Here is an 18948-nt window from a genome sequence, read left to right on the forward strand (position 1 = left end):
TTCGACCTGAGTTGATCATGCGGTCGAACATGCCGGGTGCCCCATATCTCGATTTTGAGATGTGGGAGACCACAAAATCTGGACTCGCCGGGTGCTCCATCCGTACGCGGCATCATGCGGACTGGGGGCTGCCGCGAATCTGATCACTCCAGAAACATCCTGCAAACCCATGTCTCAAAATCGAGACATGGGGCACCCTTTCGTGCTGGGAGAGATAAGCACCCGTTCGTGCTCGGGGACATAAGCACCGGTTCGTGCTGCCTACACGCGCTGATGGTCCGCGCGCCAGCTCTTGATGGCTTCCTTGATCGCCTTCGGCTCCATCTTCTCGCGCACCGCGCGACGGGCCAGTTCCGGCAACTCCGCATTCGACGCAAAGCGCAGCGCGACAAGCTGCTTCACCGTCAACGACTCCAACTCGACCATCTCGCTCGGCGTGCAAAGCTGCGTCAAGCGCAACTGCTCTTCCAGCCGGATCACGCGGTCCTGCACGGTCAGCGTATAGGTCCGCACCTTCATCACCAGTACGAGCAACGCCACGGCAACCACAATCGCCCACGGCCCGCTGTGCGCATGCTGCCAGCGATGATGCCAGTACCAGACCGACACCGCGCCGATGTTCAGCAGAAAGATCAAGGCCGCAGCCATGAAGGGAATGTCCCGCCGTACGTGATTGCTGTAATTCTGCTGCTCCATCAAGTTCTCCGCGGTCAGTGGACCGTTCCTCCGTGATCTTACCGGTTACGTTCCCACCAGCGATCACGCCGGGTGAGCGGCGAGGACAGCGCGAACCTTTTGCAAACCCAGGTCTAAAAGGCGAGACCTGAGGTATCCGGCTGTCGCGGCTACACCAGCGGATCATGCGCCCACTGCAGCAAACCTTGGCGTTGCTTCAGACGCTTCTGCGCGTTGGGATGGTCGGGGTTTCCATGCGCCGGCGCGTGCTTGCGCACCTGCGCGGAGTGCCGCGCGCCGAAGCTCTTCCAACGCGCAATCTGCTTGGCATCATGCTCACCGCGCCGCCCCATGTAGAAGCGGCAATACCACTCGAACCACCCACGCGGGTCTTCCTTGAAGATCCATCCGCTCGATCGCCAATCCGCCAGCGAGCGCCGCGACTTCACGCCGAAGTAGTTGTTCGCTACATCGCTTTCGGGTTTGAGGAGCTTGCGCCATGACTCGGGGAACTCCGCGCTCTTCGGGTCAAGATACCGTCCCTCGAAGACGCCCATGCGCAGCATCTGCAGCGGCGTGTAGTACGGCGTGAACTCGGGATGGTCCTTCATATCGCCCGCGCGCCGCGTGCGGTAGTAGGTGTAGCCCTTCTGCATGGAGTCGTGGACGGTGACTTTTTCTTTCATAGGAGAGATCAGAAATCAGAGATAAGAGATCAGTGGAGTCAGATGGCAACATCGATTCTTATGGATGCTACACGCCGTCGAATTTGCTGGAGCGATGGTGCTCGCCGTGCCGCCGTGGCCATCTCTTCTCTCTGATTTCTTATCTCTCAGCTCGCTGCGATACCCTAAACGCCTATGTCTAAGAAGCGAATCGGCGCACACTTCTCCACGCAAGGCGGCCCCTGGATGGCCGTCGAACGCGCCCACGCAGCGGGTGCAAACGCTCTGCAAATCTTCTCCTCCAGCCCGCGCACGTGGAAGAAATCCGCCGTGAAGCCGGAGGACGCCGACAAGCTGAAGAAGCTGCGTGCACACTACGACATCGGCCCGCTGACGATCCACGCCAGCTTCCTCATCAACCTCTGCTCGCAGACCGAGAGCGTGCGCGCGTCGTCCGTCGAGGCGCTGCGTGCCGAGGTGCAGCAGGGCCTCGCGCTCGGTGCCGAGTACCTCGTGCTGCATCCCGGCTCGTGGAAGGGGCTGACGCGCGATGAAGGTCTACGCTTCGCCGCCGAAGGCGTGGAGAAGGCTGTCGAGGGACTCGACCTCGCTGGTGCGGGCTTCGAACTGCTCGTGGAGAACATGGCCGGTGCCGAGTTCTCGCTCGGCAGCACCTTCGAGCAGGTCGGCGAACTTGTCGACATTCTGCGCCCGCACATGCCCGTCAACGTCTGCCTCGACACCTGCCACACGCACGTCGCGGGCTATGACATCGTCACCGCCGAAGGCTACGAAGAGACGATGCGCCAGATCGCGCAGACGATCGGCTTCGAGGCCGTGAAGGTCTGGCACTCCAACGACGCGAAGGCCGCGATGGGCAGCAAGCTCGACCGCCATGAACACATCGGCGAAGGCACCATCGGCGCCGAGGCATTCCGCCGTCTGCTGCACGACTCGCGCTTCGAGCACACTGCCTTCATCGCCGAGACGCCGGACGACGAAGAAGGTGACAACGAGCGCAACGTCATGACGCTCCGCGTCCTCAGCGCAGGCTAGGCCATTCCACAACGGGTGCCCCGGGTCTCGATTTTGAGGCCTGGGTTTGCAGGATGTTCTGGTATCCGTGGCCGCCCACCCGTCCGCAGAAAGTCGCGTACGGATGGGGCACCTAACCTTCATCACCCGGTCGTCATCACCCGCCTGAGCTTTTGTTTGTCGTTCCCTGCGTGGATGACGAACAAGGGTGTGAGATCGTTTCTCATCCATTCAGGTTTCCACCGCAGTATCATCACCCAAAACGGAGGCAGCAAATATGCGCTTCACTCGCACCGCAGCCCTGGCCCTGGCCATCGGCCTTTCGGCATTCGCCGCCCACGCGCAGACGCCCATCGGCTACGACACGCTGCCCAAGAGCTTCACGCAGCCTGCATCGCCGGCAAAGGACTACGACCGCCGCGTCGTCATGATGCCCATGCATGACGGCGTGAAGCTCTACACGGTGATCTACGTGCCGCACGGTGCGAAGAACATGCCGATCATCTTCACGCGCACGCCGTACGACGCCGAGCATCATCGCCGCAGCAAGGGCGATGACCACGCCCAGCACCTTATCGACGAGCTTTCGCTCGCCGATGAAGACTTCGTCCGCGCCGGATACATCCGCGTCTACCAGGATGTGCGCGGCAAGTGGGGCTCCGAGGGCGCGTATCTGATGACGCCGCCGCCCGTCGACTCCGGCTTCAACAAGACCGGTGCTGACGACACCACCGACGCTTACGACGCCATCGACTGGCTCGTGAAGAACGTCCCCGAAACCAACGGTCGCGTCGGCATGATCGGCTCGTCGTACGAAGGTTTCACCGTGGTGATGGCGCTGCTGAAGCCGCACCCCGCGCTGCGCGCCGCCGTTCCGGAAAGCCCCATGGTTGACGGCTGGATGGGCGATGACTGGTACCACTACGGCGCCTTCCGCCAGCCCAACATCGACTACTTCATCGGCCAGACCGGCGGCCGTGTGCCGGTACCGGTTCACACGCTGCCCGGCGACCAGTACGCGAACGATCTCGCCATCGGTTCGGCGGGAGATCTCGCCCGCTCCAAGGGCGCCGACCAGCTCGATGCCTGGAAGATCATGAAGGAGCATCCGGCCTATGACGCCTTCTGGAAGGCGCAGGCGCTCGATCACCTCATCGAAAAGATGCCGCTGACCGTACCCACGCTGTGGGAGCAGGGACTCTACGACCAGGAAGACATGTGGGGCGCCATCCACTCCTACCGCGCGTGGGAGCCGAAGGACAAGGCCAACAACATGAACTTCATCACCATGGGTCCGTGGTTCCATTCGCAGGTCAACCGCCCGGGCTTCGGCCTCGGCCCCATGACCTGGTCCGGTGACACTACCGCCGAGTGGCGCCGCGACATCGTCACCCCGTTCTTCAACGAGCACCTGCAGAACGACGGCAAGCCCGCGCACACGCCGCCGGTCTTCATCTACGACACCGGCGCCAATCACTGGGACCGCCTCGAGAGCTTCCCCACCAGCTGCGAGCAGGGCTGCGCGATCGCGTCGAAGCCTGTGTACCTGGCGGCTGGCGGGAAGCTGAGCTTCAACGCTCCGGCAAAGGCCGCTGGCGAGATGCGCTTCACCGAGTACGTCTCCGACCCGGCCAAGCCCGTACCGTACCGTGAGCGTCCTGTGCTCGACCGCGAAAACCAGGACGGCATCGGCTGGCGCGAGTGGCTGGTCGGCGACCAGCGCTTTGTGGATAGCCGCACGGATGTCGTCAGCTTTGTCAGCGAGCCGCTGACCGAGCCGATGAAGCTCTCCGGCGAGCCCGTCGTCCACCTCGTCGCTTCGACCAGCGGTACGGACTCCGATTGGGTGGTGAAGGTCATCGATGTCTATCCCGACACCGATGTCGAACCCGCAAGCGGTGAGGGCGCGTACCCCGGCGTGGTGCCGCACCCGTACAACATGAGCGGCTACGAGCTGCCGATGGCGACCGACATCTTCCGCGGCCGTTACCGCACCAGCTTCGAGAAGCCCGAAGCGCTGAAGCCGAACGCGCCGCTGGCCTACACCTTCGGCCTGCCGATGATCGAGCGCACGATCCCCGCTGGCCACCGCATCATGGTGCAGGTGCAGTCGTCGCTCTACCCGCTCTACGACCGCAACCCGCAGAGCTTCGTGCCGAACATCTTCAACGCGAAGCCCGCGGATTACACCAAGGCCACGCAGCGCATCTGGCACACCTCCGGCGATGCCAGCTACGTCACGCTGCCCATCGTCCCGGTACAGTAAACGCACTTCTATTCAGGAGTCCCGCATCTCAAGGCCGAGGTGTGGGACGCCTTTTCAGTTGCTATCCAGACAAAATCCCTCGCCACGCGAAGGGTTCGGGCGCAGAATGTTTCGCAGAGGGAATTCATGGCTTTCCGTGACGCTATTCTGGCCTTCACCTTCGCTGCGCCGCTCATCGCGCAAGCGCCTGCCAACACGCCGACGCCAAGCCGCCACCTCTTCCGTAACGATCCACTCGTCGGTGCATCGCTGGAGAACATGAGGATCGACAAGAACCGTCCCTTCTCTGTCACCGAAAACGAAACCTCGACGACCACCGGCACCGACGGCAGGAAACGCACCACGACTACTGTCATCCACTTCAGCCGCGACTCCGAGGGAAGGGTGCGTCAGGAATCTCAGCACACTCCGCAACAGGGCGAACCGTATACCTTCATCACCATATTCGATCCCATTGCGCTTCTTTATCTGCGTATCAATGCTCAGTCTCACACCGTTTATTACTCGCATCTCAAGCCAGCAACAGCGCATCCTCAAAATGCTTCGTCTCCGATGGACGCTTTCTGGCAAAAGTGGGAGGCAAATCAACTTGCGTTAGCCACAGGCACCCCCACGCAGAGCGCAGATGGCTCTGCCACCGAGCCGCTCGGCACACGCAAGATCGCTGGCGTTGAGGTGATTGGTATTCGTTACATTCGTAAGCCGTCCCATCCCACGGCATCAACCACGGCTGACGCTCGCTCCACTGACGAGCAGTGGCTGTCACAAGACCTCCACATGATCCTGGAGCGCCGCATCGATCATCCGGCATCCAGTTCGACCACTTTGATCACGTCCGATCTCAGTGTCACGGAGCCCGCACCGGCGCTCTTCCGTGCCCCCGAGGGTTACAGGATGGTCGAAGAGTTTGGCGCGGCTTCTGCCGCCGCTCAGTAATCGCACCACCCCTTGCCAACCTCCGTACAATAGAACTTGTATGAGTTCTGCTGAAAACACCGCGCCGACGCGCCCCGACGAAGTCCGTTACAACCCCGCCGAGATCGAACCCCGCTGGCAGCAGCGCTGGGACGCCGACCCGGCCCTTTATCGCGCCGCCGACCACACCTCCGGCAAGCCGAAGTTCTACTGCCTTGAAATGCTGCCGTACCCCTCCGGCCAGCTCCACATGGGCCACGTGCGCAACTACTCCATCGGCGATGCGCTTGCCCGCTTCATGCGCATGCGCGGCTTCAACGTGCTGCACCCCATGGGCTGGGACGCCTTCGGCCTGCCCGCAGAAAACGCCGCGCTGAAGAACAACACGCCGCCGCGCCAGTGGACGCTCGCCAACATTGAGCAGATGAAGGTGCAGATGCGCCGCCTCGGCCTCGGCTACGACTGGGAAGGCACCGAGATCGCCACCTGCCTGCCCGAGTACTACCGCTGGAACCAGTGGATCTTCCTGAAGATGTACGAGAAGGGCCTGGCGTACAAGAAGACCTCCAAGCTGAACTGGTGCCCGAAGTGCGCGACCGTTTTGGCGAACGAGCAGGTCGTCGGCGGTTGCTGCTGGCGCCATGAGGACACGCTCGTCGAGCAGCGCGAAATGGAGCAGTGGTTCCTGCGCATCACTGCGTACGCGGACGAGTTGCTGACCGGCCTTGACCAGCTGCCCGGCTGGCCCGAGAAGGTGCGCACCATGCAGCGCAACTGGATCGGCAAGAGCGAAGGCACGGAAGTGACCTTCGCCATCGACCAGTGCACGGACAACATGACCGTGACGGTCTTCACTACGCGCGTCGATACGATCTACGGCGCCACCTCGATCCAGCTCGCGCCCGAGCATCCGATCGTGAAGCACTGGGCCTCGTTTGATGAAGCGCTCGCGCCGCAGGTCGAGCAGATGATCGCGCAGCAGCAGGCCGCGAAGGAAGCGGGCGACATCGGCAACATCGAGAAGCATGGCGTCTTCACCGGCCGCCACGCGGTCAACCCGTTCACGGGCGAGAAGCTCCCCGTCTGGGTCGCGAACTACATCCTCGCCGACTACGGCACGGGCGCGATCATGAGCGTGCCTGCGCACGACGAGCGCGATTTTGAGTTCGCCACGAAGTACGGCCTGCCGATCAAGCGCGTCCTCGCGCCGGCGCTCTCTGGCGGTGCGGACGACAACACCGGCGACCTCGAACTGCCGTACACGGCTGAAGAAGAAGCCGTGCTCATCAACTCCGGTGAGTTCACCGGCGAGCCCGCGCTTGAAGCGCAGGAGAAGATGGGCAAGCACGCCGAGGCGAAGGGCTTCGGCAAGCGCACCACGACCTTCCGCCTGAAGGACTGGGGCGTCTCGCGTCAGCGTTACTGGGGCACGCCGATCCCCGTCATCTACTGCGAAGAGCACGGCGCTGTCGCTGTGCCGGAGTCGCAACTCCCCGTGCTGTTGCCGGAGAACATCGAGATCACGCAGCAGGGCGGCTCGCCGCTCGCGAAGGTGCCTGAGTTCGTCAACGTGCCTTGCCCGACCTGCGGCAAGCCTGCGCGTCGCGAGACCGACACGATGGACACCTTCGTCGACTCAAGCTGGTACTTCTATCGCTACACGGACGCGCACAATAGCAGCGCGCCGTTCGACTCCGCGAAGGCCAACTACTGGTTCCCCATCGACCAGTACATCGGCGGCGTCGAGCACGCGATTCTGCACCTCATCTACTCGCGCTTCTGGACGAAGGTGATGCGCGACCTCGAGCTGATCAAGAATGACGAGCCCGCCACGCGTCTCTTCACGCAGGGCATGGTCATCAAAGACGGCGCGAAGATGTCGAAGTCCAAGGGCAACGTCGTCTCTCCCGATGAGATGATCGGCCGCTACGGCGCGGATGCGACGCGTATGTACGCGCTCTTCGCCGCACCGCCGGACCGCGATCTCGAGTGGCAGGAAGAAGGCGTCGCTGGCGTCGCTCGTTTCCTTGCGCGCGTCTATCGCCTCGCCGTGAAGTACACGCCAATCATCAAGTCGGCCCAGCACGCGCACGGTGATGAGATCGCTCCGTCGGCCTTTGCCGCGCAAAGCGAAGCAGGCACCAAGCTGCTGCGCACGCTGCACCAGACGATCGCGAAGATCACCGAAGACTTCTCCGGGCGCTGGCACTTCAACACCTGCATCGCGGCGATCATGATCCTCGTCAACGAGATCAGCGGTGCGGAGCAGGCCATCGACGCAGGCGAAGTCGCCCCGGCAACGCTGGCTGAACTCTTCCACACGCTCACGCTGATCATCGCTCCGTTTGCTGCGTTTCTCGCTGCAGAACTCTGGGAGATGCTCGGCGGCAAGGGCTTGATCCTCGACGCACCGTGGCCCATTGCGAACGCCGAACTCGCCAAGGAGAGCGAGCTTGAGATCCCCGTGCAGGCGAACGGCAAGCTCATCGTCGTCATCAAGGTCGCAGCGGACGCCGACGAGGAAACCATCAAGGCCACCGCACTCGCCGACGAGAAAGTGCAGCAGCGCCTCGAAGGTAAGCAGCTCGTGAAGACGCTCGTCATCAAGGGCAAGCTCGTCAACCTCGTCCTGAAGTAAACGCACGCGCACCACGCCGCAAAGCTCGAAAGGGAAGTAGTGAGTCAGAAGCCTAAGGGACGCTCCACGCAAACGTTCGTCAACATGATGGCGCAGACGTGGAAGCGTCCCACGCTCACACTCGTCGAGCTCGGCTGGCGTTGGCTCGCAGGCATTCCGCTCATCCTCTGGGCGCTGAAGTGGGCACAACCCCACCTGCCGGAGCTCGAAGCCATCTGGGCGCAGCTCGGCACGATGACCTTCTTCCATCCCGCAGAGATGGCCGCGACCATCGGCGTCTCATCACGTCAACTGCTCGCGATCGCGCGTCCACTCCTGCCCGTCTTCATCCCCGTCGCGGTTCTCTGGTGGGTTGCTGTAGGTACGTTCGGACAGGTGCTCTACGCACGCCGCACGCTCGGTGCGGAGTCCCGTGCGAGCCTCGGCGTCTTCTTCGTTTTGCGCCTCGTGCGCTCGCTCGGCGTGATGCTCTGCTGGACGATTTGGCTGAACATCCTGCTCGCTGTCGCGCACCGCGAACTCCACACCACGGCCACGCTTGGCGCTGAGCCGGACGTGCTCGTCTTCGCCGCGCTGAGCATCGTGGCTACGCTTGCACTCTTCGTCGGCTGGGCGGGCATCAGCTGGCCGCTCACGCTCGCCATGAACTGGAACGCCGTCCACGGCGATAGCCTCTTCGCCAGCCTGCGCAGCGCGGTGACACAACGCGCGGTCCGCGCAGAGGTCATGGAGATCGCGCTCGTCATGTGCATCGTGAAGCTTGCGCTGCTGGTGCTCGCGCTCACGTTCTCGGCCACGCCGCTACCGTTCTCCGCAGTGGCCACGCCGGAGTTCCTGCGCAACTGGTGGATCGGCCTGATCATCCTCTACAGCTTCATGAGCGACTACTTCCACGGCGTCCGCTTCCGCTACTACAGCGTGGTCTGCCGCGACCTCGCCGAGTAAGTCGTCGGCGGTCCACATCCATTCCTGCACCGCGCGACCACACTTTACCGCGAATCTGCATCACATCACTCCGTAGCCGCAAAATCCACGGAGGCGTTATGTCATTCGGCCTTTATACAATCGGCACCATCATTTTGATCGCGGGCGTGATCTACGTCTGCCACCTCGCGCATATGCCATCACACTGGGTTGCGGCGATCGCCATCGTGCTGCTCGGCGCGGGCATCATGGGCGCGGTCAACAACACTCGCCAGAAGGACCCCAATTAGGGGGTGATCACGACGCTCTTCATGACCGCATCCAGGTGATACTGCAGCGCGCGGGTTTCGTTAGTGGTCAACGCGCGCTTGCCGTCGCCCGCACCGTTGCACTCGGTGTTGAAGTCCCGCTCGAAGAGCAGGCACGCGCCGTTGCTATACGTCACGTCGAGCGTCGCGGTCTGCGCGTGACACATGCCCGCGTTGGTTCCCGTCAGCTCGCGAAAGCTACGGCCGTTGTAGGTCGCTGTGCTCGCCGTGCTGCCGTTCGCGGGTACGCTGGCGAAACACGCAGCTTCGTCTTTGGCAGGTCGCGCCGCGTAGCTGAACACCAGGCCCTGCAACAGCGTTTTCTCGTAGAGATTGCCTTGCGGTGAAAACGCAAACGATGCGCGCGGCTTGTACTCCGCCGGCATGTTCGGCCCCAGATACATGGGTGCCTTCTCGCTCGGTAGCCACACATCGGGATACTCAAAACTCACCCCGGTCGCCGCGTCGCGATACGTCGCCAGGTGCTTCGTCATCGGCACGGATGCACTCGCCTTCGTCTGCACCGCAGGCTTCGCTGCTGTCGGCGCATCCACCTTGCCCCTGGACGAGCACCCAGCGACAAATATCAGCAAAATCAGGCCCGAAACTCGCATAGTTATCTTGGATGCGCCAAGCGGCTACACTGGACAGGTGAGCACGCCGACCACTTCCACCATCGTTATCCTCGATTTTGGCTCGCAGTACACGCAGTTGATCGCCCGCCGCATCCGCGAATTCAACGTTTTCAGCGTCGTTCTGCCTTGCACCACGCCGCTTGAAAAAGTTCTCGAGCTGCAGCCCAAGGGCATCATTCTCTCGGGCGGTCCGTCCAGCGTCTATGACGATGCCGCGCCCAAGGCCGACCCCGCTGTCCTCGCGACCGGCCTGCCGCTGCTCGGCATCTGCTACGGCCTGCAGTTCATGACGCACCACCTCGGCGGCAACGTCGTCCCCGCACCTGCGCGTGAGTACGGCCACGCTGAAGTCGAAGTGCTGCAGCAAAGCGCTCTCTTCCACGGCCTGCCGCAGACCATCGACGTCTGGATGTCGCACGGCGATCACGCCGAAACTCTCGCACCGGGATTCCAGATCATCGCGCAGACGAAGAACGCTATCGCCGCGCTTGCCAACGAGGATCGTCGCATGTGGGCCGTGCAGTTCCACCCCGAGGTCGCGCACACGCGCCAAGGCATGGAGCTGCTGAAGAACTTCGTCGTCAACATCTGCGGCGCCGAGCAGAACTGGACGCCCGCACACTTCATCGAAACCACCGTTGCACGCATCCGCGAGCAGGTCGGCCCCGCCGGCCACGCCATCTGCGCGCTGAGCGGCGGCGTTGATTCGTCGGTCGCTGCGGTGCTCGTCTCGAAGGCGATCGGCGATCGCCTCACCTGCGTCTTCGTCAACAACGGCGTGCTGCGTAAGGATGAGTTTGAGAAGGTGCAGCGCACTATGCGCGAAGACCTTCACCTGAACCTCATCGCCGTTGACTCGTCGGAGCGCTTCCTCTCGAAGCTCGCCGGCGTCACCGACCCTGAGAAGAAACGCAAGATCATCGGCAACGAATTTATCGCGGTCTTCGATGACGAGTCGAAGAAGATCTTTGAAGCGGAGAAGTCCGCAGGCGAAGAGATTGCCTGGCTCGTGCAGGGCACGCTCTACCCCGATGTCATCGAATCGGCCAGTGTTCATGGGCCTTCGCACGTCATCAAGTCGCACCACAACGTCGGCGGCTTGCCCGAGGACATGAAGCTCAAGCTCATCGAGCCGCTGCGCGATCTGTTCAAGGACGAGGTGCGCCGCATCGGTCGCGACCTCGACATGCCTGCCGAAATCCTCGAGCGCCAGCCGTTCCCCGGCCCCGGTCTCGCGGTGCGCATCCTCGGCGAGGTCTCGTCCGACCGCGTGGCGATTCTGCAGGAGGCCGACGCGATCTGCACGGAAGAGATCAAGAAGGCTGGGCTCTATCGCCAGCTTTGGCAGAGCTTTGCGGTGCTGCTGCCGGTGAAGACCGTCGGCGTGATGGGCGACCAGCGCACGTACGCGTACACCTGCGCGATCCGCGCCGTGGAGAGTGAAGACGGCATGACCGCCGACTGGGCTCCACTGCCGTACGAGGTGCTACGCAGCATCTCCAGCCGCATCGTCAGCGAAGTGCACGGCATCAACCGCGTGGTGTACGACATCACCTCGAAGCCGCCGGGAACGATTGAGTGGGAGTAAAGACAGTCGTAAGTGTGAAGTGATACGTCATAAGTAGTTCGTGAAACGCTTGAATGCAGAGGTCGCCAGCGATGGCGGCCTCTCTTCTTTCGTTTGTCATTTCCGCAAGGCCAGGCGTCTCGAAGTGTCGCCCATTCGCAAGGTCGCTTACGACTTAAGACTTCACACTTACGACTGCCTTACCGCACCGTAATCGTCTGCACTTTGCGCCCGCTCTGGAAGAACGAAAGATACACGTCCACCGTATGCGTCGCGGGATACGCGATCGTCTTCCACGTTCCGGTGTAAGGCGCGAGGGAAGCGATGGCCGTATTGTTCTTGATGAATCCGCTGACGTACACCGAGTCGAACGCATCACCCTGCTTCACCTTGAAATACTTGTCGAAGTCAGCCTGCGCCTTCGGGTCGAGCCCGTCGGTGTTCGCCTTATTGAGTTTGTACACTTCGCCCGGTGTCACCGCGACCGCGTAGCTCACCGTCTTCGCGGCTTCATCGAATGTAGGCGTCGCGACGATCACGACATCCATGTATCCCTTGCTGCGATACGCGTCATCGAGTGGCTTGAGCGATTCACGCAGCAGCTTCTCGCTCGCAACATCACCTGCGTGGAGCTTCACGCCCTTGGCGAAATCCTCGCTAGACATCAGGGGCGTGCCCGCAAAGTTCACCGCGCCGATCTTGTACACATCGCCCGCAGCCAGGGTCGCGTGCAGGACCACACCCATGTGGTTGCCCACCGCCGTCGGCGGCTCCAGAGACACGTCACTCAGCGACGCCTTCGCATAGCCTGCATCTCGCAGCGGCAGCAGAATGACTTCGCTCGTTACATCACCGCCTAAACCTGCGTTGTACGGCTTATGCGCCGTCGCGTTCACGGACTTCTGCAGCAGCGGTACAAGCGCCGTCGTCACGCCGCCGAGCTTCACGTTCTCCACCGTCAGCTGCGGCTTACTCACGCGATACTCCACCACGCGTACTGGATGCACGAGCGTCGGCTCGGCGGTGTCGTGCACCACCTTTGCCTGCACGCCCTTCGCGGCGAGCGCGGCCACCAATGCGACATCCACATCATCAAGCTGCGTACTGCCTTCCATCAGGCGACCGTTGTAGAGCGGCAGCTTCGCGCGAATCGCTGCTTGCACCTCTTCCGGCGTGAGCCACACGAGGTTCTCAAACCCCAGCGGCAGATACTGCGACACATCCGTCGGCTTCAGCACAAACTCCGCGCCGCGATTGGTGGGCGTACCGGTCACGCCTGCGGTCACGTTGTCGAAAAAGCCTGTGTCGGCGAGCTTCTGCGCGGCGTCGGTCAACGACTGCACGGTGAAGCTCATGCCGGGATGCAGCCCTGCGGCGGCCTCCAGTTGCGCTTGCGAAAACGTTCCGGGATTCTTGAACTCCACGCGCTTACAAACCCACGTCTGCGCAAACGCAGGAGCAACAACAAAGCAGGCCGAAAGACTCAGCAGGGACAGCTTCTTTTGGAGGGACATTGTCCCGCGAGTCTAGCACGCGTTCGAGAATCCGCAGTCATTCGTGAAAGTACGGACGGGTGCCCCAGGTCTCGCTTCTGAGACCTGGGTTTCCAGAATGCGTGCGGAGAGCGTGAATCCGATTTGGCGTTCAATCCTCCGTGAAGTTCTTCTCCACCGCAAAACACCCACGTCTCAAAGTCGAGACGTGGGGCACCGGTCTTCGCGCAGCTTTGATCGTGCCTCGCCCTCACGGGTCTTCCCTTCGCGGCATACAATCAAAGCAGCATGGTCTTCGTTCTCGACAACTACGACAGCTTCACCTACAACCTCGTGCAGTACATCGGCGAGCTTGCCCCCGGCGAAGAAATCGTCGTGCGTCGCAACGACGAGCTGACGCCTGACGAGATCATCGCCCTGCGCCCGGACCGCATTCTGCTCTCGCCCGGCCCGTGCACGCCGCAGGAGGCAGGGCAGTTGATCCCGCTCATCCAGCGCCTCGCGGAGCTGCCGAAGAGCGAGCAGATCCCCACGCTCGGCGTCTGCCTCGGGCATCAAGCCATCGGTGCGGCGTTTGGCGGCGAAGTCGTCCGCGCGCCGAACCTCATGCACGGCAAGACCTCGGCCATCGCGCACAACAACGCAGGTGTCTTCGCTGGCATTCCCGAGCCGATGACCTGCACGCGCTACCACTCGCTCATCGTGCGCGAGGAGTCGCTGCCGGACACGCTCGAGATCACCGCGCGCGTGGCTGACGATGGCACAGCGCCGGACCCCGGCACGATCATGGCGCTGCGCCACAAGACACTGCCCATCGAGGGCGTGCAGTTTCACCCGGAGTCCGTGCTCACCGACCACGGCAAGCAGTTGATGGCGAATTTCCTCAAGCAGAAGTAGGCTCCATGCGCGATCGCGAATACCTCATCCTCGTGGCTCTCGCGCTCGTCTCGCTGCCCCTTCGCGCCCAGCAGCCGATGGCTTCCATGAACCTCGCCGATGCGAAGCTCACGGGCACCATGGATGTTCATTCGCCGCGCACGACGCTCATGGGCAACGCCAGCATTGTCGCGCTCGACCACACCGCGCCCCTCGATCTCGCGCGCGGCGGCGTAGCACTCGTCTGCTCCACCTCTGAGCTGCGCCTGATGCACTCCGGACCTGGGGACGGCTTGCTCTTCGGCCTCAACCGAGGAGCGATGGAACTCCACGGCGGCGCCTCGATCGCCGACGTCGTTCTCACGCCGGACATCCGCTTCAGCATGGCGACCCCCGGCCACTACGATCTCCGCATCCGCGTCACGCGCTCCGGCGATACCTGCGTCGAAAACCGAGGCAAGGAAGCGCCCGTGCTCATGCTCTCTTCGGCCTTCGGTGACGCCACCTACCGCATCCTGCCCGACCAGCATGTGCTCTTTGAGCACGGCAATCTGCGCGAGGTCGTCGACAAGGAGCGCAGCTCCTGCGGCTGCCCGAACTCCGCGCCGCCGCAACAACTCGCGGCCAATGCGACCCCGGCGCAACGTGCCGCCGCGGCGCACCCGTTTCCAGAGGCCGAAAGCCAGGGGCTGACCGCTGCCTCGGATCAGCCTGCGGTCGTCGCCGACCAGACCGCGACGATCAGCTACAACGCCAACGGCGGCACCATCCAGACAAATCCCGTTCCGCCGCCCATCGAGAAGCCCGCAGGCTCTGCGGCGCCGAGGAAGCCCGGCTTCTTCGGCGCAATCGGCCACTTCTTCGCTCGCCTCTTCTCCAGCGACGACGCGAAGTAACGCGAGGCTCGAGTCGGGAGCACGACTTCAGTCGTGCCGTGGTCGCCGAGCGAAGGCGTCCCCGCCCGTCAAAATGCACAAGAAAATCGCAATGATTTTCACAGTTCGCGATCATCGCGGAAGTGGCTCAAAAAGCGTCAGCTAAAGCCGCTTGACAAGGCAAATTTCCATCGTATGCCGATCTGGATGTCACTTTTATGTCATTCCGAAAGTTACGTGGACTTGTTACTAACGTGGTATCGCCTCTTTTTGAGCCACGCCGGTGCTTCCGCCGTCGTGCGCCGGGCTAAGGATACCGTTTCGATGAGAAAGTCTCTGTTTCACCTTGCTGTTCTTGCGGCATCGGCTGCATCCACTCTTGCTCTCACCGGCTGCTCGGCCATGAATGTGACCGCCTCCAGCCCACTACAGTCAGCCGGTGTCGCCCTCAAGGGCAACGTCCACGGCGGCAGCCAGCCGGTCTCCGGTGCGAACATCTATCTCCTCGCCGCGAACCAGAACGGCTACTCGACCTCGAACACCAACACCTCCGTCAGCCTGCTGACCTCGGCCACGGGCAGCCGCTATGGTGCGCTCGGTTACTACACGACCACGGACGCGAACGGTAACTTCTCCATCAGCGGCGACTACACCTGCACCGCCGGCCAGCAGGTCTATCTCGTTGCCGTCGGCGGCGACCCCGGCACGGGCGTCACCAACAACCAGGCAATCCTCGAAGCCACGATCCTCGGCGCCTGCCCCTCCAGCGGCAACTTCGCCAGCGCCACGCCGTACCTTTCGGTCAACGAGGTCACCACGGTGGCTGCGGCTTATTCGCTGGCAGGCTACGCGGTTGACGGGTACCACGTCGGCGCTCCCGCCAGCACCGCGCTCGCGGCGGCGCATCCTACCTCGGCCGCCGGCCTCGCCAACGCCTTCGGCACCTTCCCGCTGCTCGTGAACGTCGGCACCGGCGTGGCGAACACCAACACCGGCGCCACCGCAGGCAAGGGCGTCGTGCCGCAGGCGGAGATCAACACGCTCGCCAACATTCTCTCGTCGTGCGTGAACTCGACGAACTCCAACTCGAGCGCTTCCGCCAACTGCACTACGCTTTTTGCCAACGCCACCAGCGACGGCACAAGCAATGGCACGGTCCCCACGGAGATCTTCTCCGCTGCGCTGAACATTGCGCACAATCCTGCCGCGAACATCAATGCTCTCTGCAGTCTGCAGTCCGGCACCGGAGCACCGTTCCAGCCCTCGCTGCCATGCACGACGAACAACCTGCCCAACGATTTCACCATCAGCATCCAGTACCCCGAATCCAACGGCTCCTCCTTGAACGACCTGGCCGTCGACAATGCGGGCAATATCGTGGTGGCCGGTTCGGGCGGTGTTATCGCCGTCTACTCTGCGGCCTCTGGCTACAAGGAGTCGTCTCTGCCCCTTGGCACGTCGCGCAACTTCACGAAGGTGGCCGTCAGCAACAACCGCATCGTGGCCTCCGCCACCTCCACCGCCGGCGTTTCCTCCGACGGTCTGGCGGTCTTGTCCACCGACTTCAATTCCTTTAAGTGGCTACCGAGCAACAACCCGAATAACACTGCGGTCGCACCGGGCGGTGCCTCCTTCTCGCCGGATCAGTCCACCTTCTATGTGGCTGATAGCACCTCCGGCGCTGGCGGCATCCTCCGCTATGGCATCACCTTCGGCGATTCCGCCGGCTCCGACACGTACACCCTGCTCGGCGAATCCACCACCAACTTCAACCAGCCGGTTCGCACCGCAGTAGACTTTTCCGGCAACGTGTACGCCAACAACCTGAGCAACTACATCGTCGCAGAGGTCGATGCCGCTGGTGCGACCGTTGGCACCCGTTCGCTGGCATACTCCAATGGCTCGTCCGGCCTGGCCGTGGACCAGCTCGGTCGCATCTGGGTCACCTCGGTTTCCGGCGGCGCAGCCGGCTGGATCAGCTCCAGCTCATCCGCCTATAGCGGTGCCAACTCCGGTCAGTACTACGCTACCGGCGTTGCGATCGACGGCGCCAACCACGCCTGGCTTTCCAACACCGTGAAGAGTGGTGTGCAGTCCATCTCCGAGTCCGCTGCGGATGCCAGCGGCCTCTCGGGAGCGAACGGCTTCCGTCCCACCACCAGCGACGCCACGACCTTCAGCAGCATCGCTGTCGACGGCTCGGGCAACGTATGGGTCACCAGTGCCTCGCATCTGTACGAGTTCGTCGGCGCAGCTACCCCGGTGGTCACGCCGATCGTCGCCAGCCTGGCTTCGCCGTACACCACGGCTGCCTCCAAGCCGTAAACCGCCTCACACCGCGACGGCCGGAGCTCAGAAGCTCCGGCCGTTCGTTTTCCCGGCAGGGGAGCGCTGGTCCCGGAAGGCTCGCGAGAGGACCCGCAAACATAGACTCCCGCGCGCGGAGATCACTCCGCGATACCCTAACCCCATGCAGCCTATGGACCGTCGCCGTTTCCTGCTCGCCTCCGCCGCAGCCGCCGCTCTGCCCGCCTTCGCGCAGTCCGAGCCGACCGTCGCCACGATCGCCCTGCACCTCGAGAAGCCCGGTGCGAAGATTCCCGCCAACTTCATCGGCCTGAGCTATGAAACCGAGCAGCTCTCTGACCCGGCGTACTTCGCACCGACCAACACCGGCCTCATCGAGCAGTTCCGAGCGCTGGCGCCGCACGGCGTGCTGCGCATCGGCGGCAGCACCTCAGACGTCGCCTGGTGGAAGCCCACGCCCTCCAGCCAGCAGCCACCGCTGCCTCCCACGGTTACGCCGCAGCCTCCAAGCCCCGGCGCAAAGCCTTTCCAGGAGCTTGCCTACGCGGTCACGCCGCAGGCTGTCGTGAACCTCCGCGCCTTCCTCGACGCCACCGGCTGGACGTGCCTCTACGGCATCAACCTCGCGACAAACACCCCGACGCTCGCCGCCGAGCAAGCGGCTTTCGTCGCGAAGACCCTCGGCCCACACCTCGAATACTTTCAGCTTGGCAACGAGCCCGACGGCTTCTGGCGCCGTTTCAAGGTCAAAGACCAGTGGACCGCCGACGCCTACTTCGACGAATGGTTCGCGGCGGTGCAAGCGATTCTCACCCGCGTACCCCACGCCAGGTTCGGCCTGCCGGACACCGCGTCGCAACCCGAGTGGACGTCCCGTGTTGCCGACCGACTCACCGCGTTGCCGGATCATTCCTTTGTCGCCGCGCTCTCGCACCATCACTACTTCACAGGGCCACCCTCCAACCCCAAGGCCAACCCGCACGACATGCTGCAGCCTGACCCCACCGTGCTGGCGACAGCAGCCGTCACCCGCGCCGCCGCAGAAAAGCTCAACACGCTTTACCGCATGACCGAGGGCAACACCTGCTACCTCGGCGGCAAACCCGGCCTCTCCGACGTCTTCGCCTCCACGCTGTGGGCGGCGGACTACGCGCTGCTGCTCGCGCAACTCGGCTACGCCGGGCTGAACCTCCACGGCGGCAGCGGCCAGGCCGTCGCCAACTCGCTCGGCGGCCACCTCCCCGGCGAACTCCTCATGGCCGATCCGCACGCGCCGCACCCGCGCCCGTTCTATACGCCGATCGCGGAGATCGACGGCAAATACATTGCGGAGCCCGTCTTCTACGGCCTACTCTTCGCCCAGCGCTTCGCCGGAGCCACCATGGTCCCGCTCACCTTCGACCCCGGCGCGGTGAATGCAACGGCCTACGCCGCGAAGACCCCGGACGGCAAGCTGCTGCTCGCGATCATCAACAAAGACGAAAACCGCGACCTGCGCATCGACCTTCCCGGCGGAGCCTTCACGGAAACCCTCCGCCTCACCGCTCCATCGCTCACCTCAAACGACCTCCGCACCACCACAGCAAACACCCGCGGCAAGGCCTGGACCATCCCGCGCGCCTCGATCCTTCTCCTCGCCCAACAGCCTCGCTGACGTACTGAACCCTGACTCACCGACAAACTGGAAGGCCCTTCACGCGCTGGACTTCTGGATCACTCGACCTCTGGCAATCTGTTGTGCACTCGGCCTGTTGTGCGACCGCGCCGCG

General features: G+C 63.1%; 15 protein-coding genes. 11 read left to right on the forward strand and 4 right to left on the reverse strand.

What is annotated here, in order from left to right:
• Positions 1-261: 261 nt before the first annotated feature.
• Together OHL11_RS04240 and OHL11_RS04245 are read right to left on the reverse strand one after the other, a co-directional pair.
• On the reverse strand, positions 262-696 hold the full coding sequence (locus tag OHL11_RS04240; protein WP_263370225.1) for a DUF6526 family protein: 435 nt from the start codon (positions 694-696) through the stop codon (positions 262-264).
• A 149-nt stretch (positions 697-845) separates the two neighbouring features.
• Positions 846-1361, reverse strand: a complete 516-nt coding sequence (locus OHL11_RS04245) for a hypothetical protein (RefSeq protein ID WP_263370226.1) — start codon at positions 1359-1361, stop codon at positions 846-848.
• A 174-nt stretch (positions 1362-1535) separates the two neighbouring features.
• On the opposite strand from OHL11_RS04245, the gene OHL11_RS04250 reads away from it, so the two are divergent.
• The 6 genes from OHL11_RS04250 to OHL11_RS04275 all read left to right on the forward strand — a co-directional run bounded on the left by OHL11_RS04250 (position 1536) and on the right by OHL11_RS04275 (position 9408).
• Positions 1536-2396 (forward strand): deoxyribonuclease IV, encoded by an 861-nt coding sequence (locus OHL11_RS04250; protein WP_263370227.1) that lies wholly within the window; start codon positions 1536-1538, stop codon positions 2394-2396.
• A gap of 256 nt (positions 2397-2652) precedes the next feature.
• Positions 2653-4641, forward strand: a complete 1989-nt coding sequence (locus OHL11_RS04255; RefSeq protein ID WP_263370228.1) for a CocE/NonD family hydrolase — start codon at positions 2653-2655, stop codon at positions 4639-4641.
• A 126-nt stretch (positions 4642-4767) separates the two neighbouring features.
• A complete protein-coding gene (locus OHL11_RS04260; RefSeq protein WP_263370229.1) occupies positions 4768-5577 on the forward strand; it encodes a hypothetical protein in 810 nt (269 codons plus the stop codon).
• A gap of 40 nt (positions 5578-5617) precedes the next feature.
• Positions 5618-8194 carry a leucine--tRNA ligase gene (gene leuS / locus OHL11_RS04265; protein ID WP_263370230.1) on the forward strand — a complete coding sequence of 859 codons (2577 nt, stop codon included), beginning with the start codon at positions 5618-5620 and terminating at the stop codon, positions 8192-8194.
• Between the two features lie 39 nt (positions 8195-8233).
• Positions 8234-9139, forward strand: a complete 906-nt coding sequence (locus OHL11_RS04270) for a hypothetical protein (protein ID WP_263370231.1) — start codon at positions 8234-8236, stop codon at positions 9137-9139.
• A gap of 98 nt (positions 9140-9237) precedes the next feature.
• Positions 9238-9408, forward strand: coding sequence for a hypothetical protein (locus OHL11_RS04275; protein ID WP_263370232.1), 171 nt, complete (start codon positions 9238-9240; stop codon positions 9406-9408).
• On the opposite strand, the gene OHL11_RS04280 is transcribed toward OHL11_RS04275, so the two are convergent.
• On the reverse strand, positions 9405-9980 hold the full coding sequence (locus tag OHL11_RS04280; RefSeq protein ID WP_263370233.1) for a hypothetical protein: 576 nt from the start codon (positions 9978-9980) through the stop codon (positions 9405-9407). The two genes, OHL11_RS04275 and OHL11_RS04280, sit on opposite strands and share 4 nt — an antisense overlap.
• Before the next feature lie 97 nt (positions 9981-10077).
• Here OHL11_RS04280 and guaA point away from each other — a divergent pair, with 97 nt between their 5' ends.
• Positions 10078-11649 (forward strand): glutamine-hydrolyzing GMP synthase, encoded by a 1572-nt coding sequence (guaA, locus tag OHL11_RS04285; protein WP_263370234.1) that lies wholly within the window; start codon positions 10078-10080, stop codon positions 11647-11649.
• 179 nt (positions 11650-11828) lie between these two features.
• Here guaA and OHL11_RS04290 read toward each other — a convergent pair whose 3' ends face one another.
• Positions 11829-13142: a POTRA domain-containing protein gene (locus OHL11_RS04290; RefSeq protein WP_263370235.1), complete on the reverse strand. Its 1314-nt coding sequence runs from the start codon at positions 13140-13142 to the stop codon at positions 11829-11831.
• A gap of 267 nt (positions 13143-13409) precedes the next feature.
• On the opposite strand from OHL11_RS04290, the gene OHL11_RS04295 reads away from it, so the two are divergent.
• The 4 genes from OHL11_RS04295 (at position 13410) to OHL11_RS04310 (ending at position 18833) form a co-directional block, all read left to right on the forward strand.
• Positions 13410-14018, forward strand: coding sequence for an anthranilate synthase component II (locus tag OHL11_RS04295; protein WP_263370236.1), 609 nt, complete (start codon positions 13410-13412; stop codon positions 14016-14018).
• A 5-nt stretch (positions 14019-14023) separates the two neighbouring features.
• The gene (locus OHL11_RS04300) at positions 14024-14893 is read left to right on the forward strand and encodes a nuclease (protein WP_263370237.1); all 870 of its coding nucleotides are present in this window, start codon (positions 14024-14026) and stop codon (positions 14891-14893) included.
• A 303-nt stretch (positions 14894-15196) separates the two neighbouring features.
• A complete protein-coding gene (locus OHL11_RS04305) occupies positions 15197-17197 on the forward strand; it encodes a hypothetical protein (protein ID WP_263370238.1) in 2001 nt (666 codons plus the stop codon).
• 154 nt (positions 17198-17351) lie between these two features.
• On the forward strand, positions 17352-18833 hold the full coding sequence (locus tag OHL11_RS04310) for a hypothetical protein (RefSeq protein ID WP_263370239.1): 1482 nt from the start codon (positions 17352-17354) through the stop codon (positions 18831-18833).
• Positions 18834-18948: the final 115 nt, after the last annotated feature.

This window comes from Granulicella cerasi, from assembly GCF_025685575.1.
In the GTDB taxonomy this organism is placed as follows: Bacteria; Acidobacteriota; Terriglobia; order Terriglobales; family Acidobacteriaceae; genus Granulicella; species Granulicella cerasi.

What these genes read in the sequence shown, in the direction of transcription:
- OHL11_RS04295 (WP_263370236.1), top strand. Translation starts at nt 13,410, where the DNA reads ATGGTCTTCGTTCTCGACAACTACGACAGCTTCACCTACAACCTCGTG.
- OHL11_RS04250 (WP_263370227.1), top strand. Translation starts at nt 1,536, where the DNA reads ATGTCTAAGAAGCGAATCGGCGCACACTTCTCCACGCAAGGCGGCCCC.
- leuS (WP_263370230.1), top strand. Translation starts at nt 5,618, where the DNA reads ATGAGTTCTGCTGAAAACACCGCGCCGACGCGCCCCGACGAAGTCCGT.
- OHL11_RS04310 (WP_263370239.1), top strand. Translation starts at nt 17,352, where the DNA reads ATGGACCGTCGCCGTTTCCTGCTCGCCTCCGCCGCAGCCGCCGCTCTG.
- OHL11_RS04260 (WP_263370229.1), top strand. Translation starts at nt 4,768, where the DNA reads ATGGCTTTCCGTGACGCTATTCTGGCCTTCACCTTCGCTGCGCCGCTC.
- OHL11_RS04240 (WP_263370225.1), bottom strand. Translation starts at nt 696, where the DNA reads ATGGAGCAGCAGAATTACAGCAATCACGTACGGCGGGACATTCCCTTC.
- OHL11_RS04300 (WP_263370237.1), top strand. Translation starts at nt 14,024, where the DNA reads ATGCGCGATCGCGAATACCTCATCCTCGTGGCTCTCGCGCTCGTCTCG.
- OHL11_RS04255 (WP_263370228.1), top strand. Translation starts at nt 2,653, where the DNA reads ATGCGCTTCACTCGCACCGCAGCCCTGGCCCTGGCCATCGGCCTTTCG.
- OHL11_RS04305 (WP_263370238.1), top strand. Translation starts at nt 15,197, where the DNA reads ATGAGAAAGTCTCTGTTTCACCTTGCTGTTCTTGCGGCATCGGCTGCA.
- OHL11_RS04275 (WP_263370232.1), top strand. Translation starts at nt 9,238, where the DNA reads ATGTCATTCGGCCTTTATACAATCGGCACCATCATTTTGATCGCGGGC.
- OHL11_RS04290 (WP_263370235.1), bottom strand. Translation starts at nt 13,142, where the DNA reads ATGTCCCTCCAAAAGAAGCTGTCCCTGCTGAGTCTTTCGGCCTGCTTT.
- OHL11_RS04245 (WP_263370226.1), bottom strand. Translation starts at nt 1,361, where the DNA reads ATGAAAGAAAAAGTCACCGTCCACGACTCCATGCAGAAGGGCTACACC.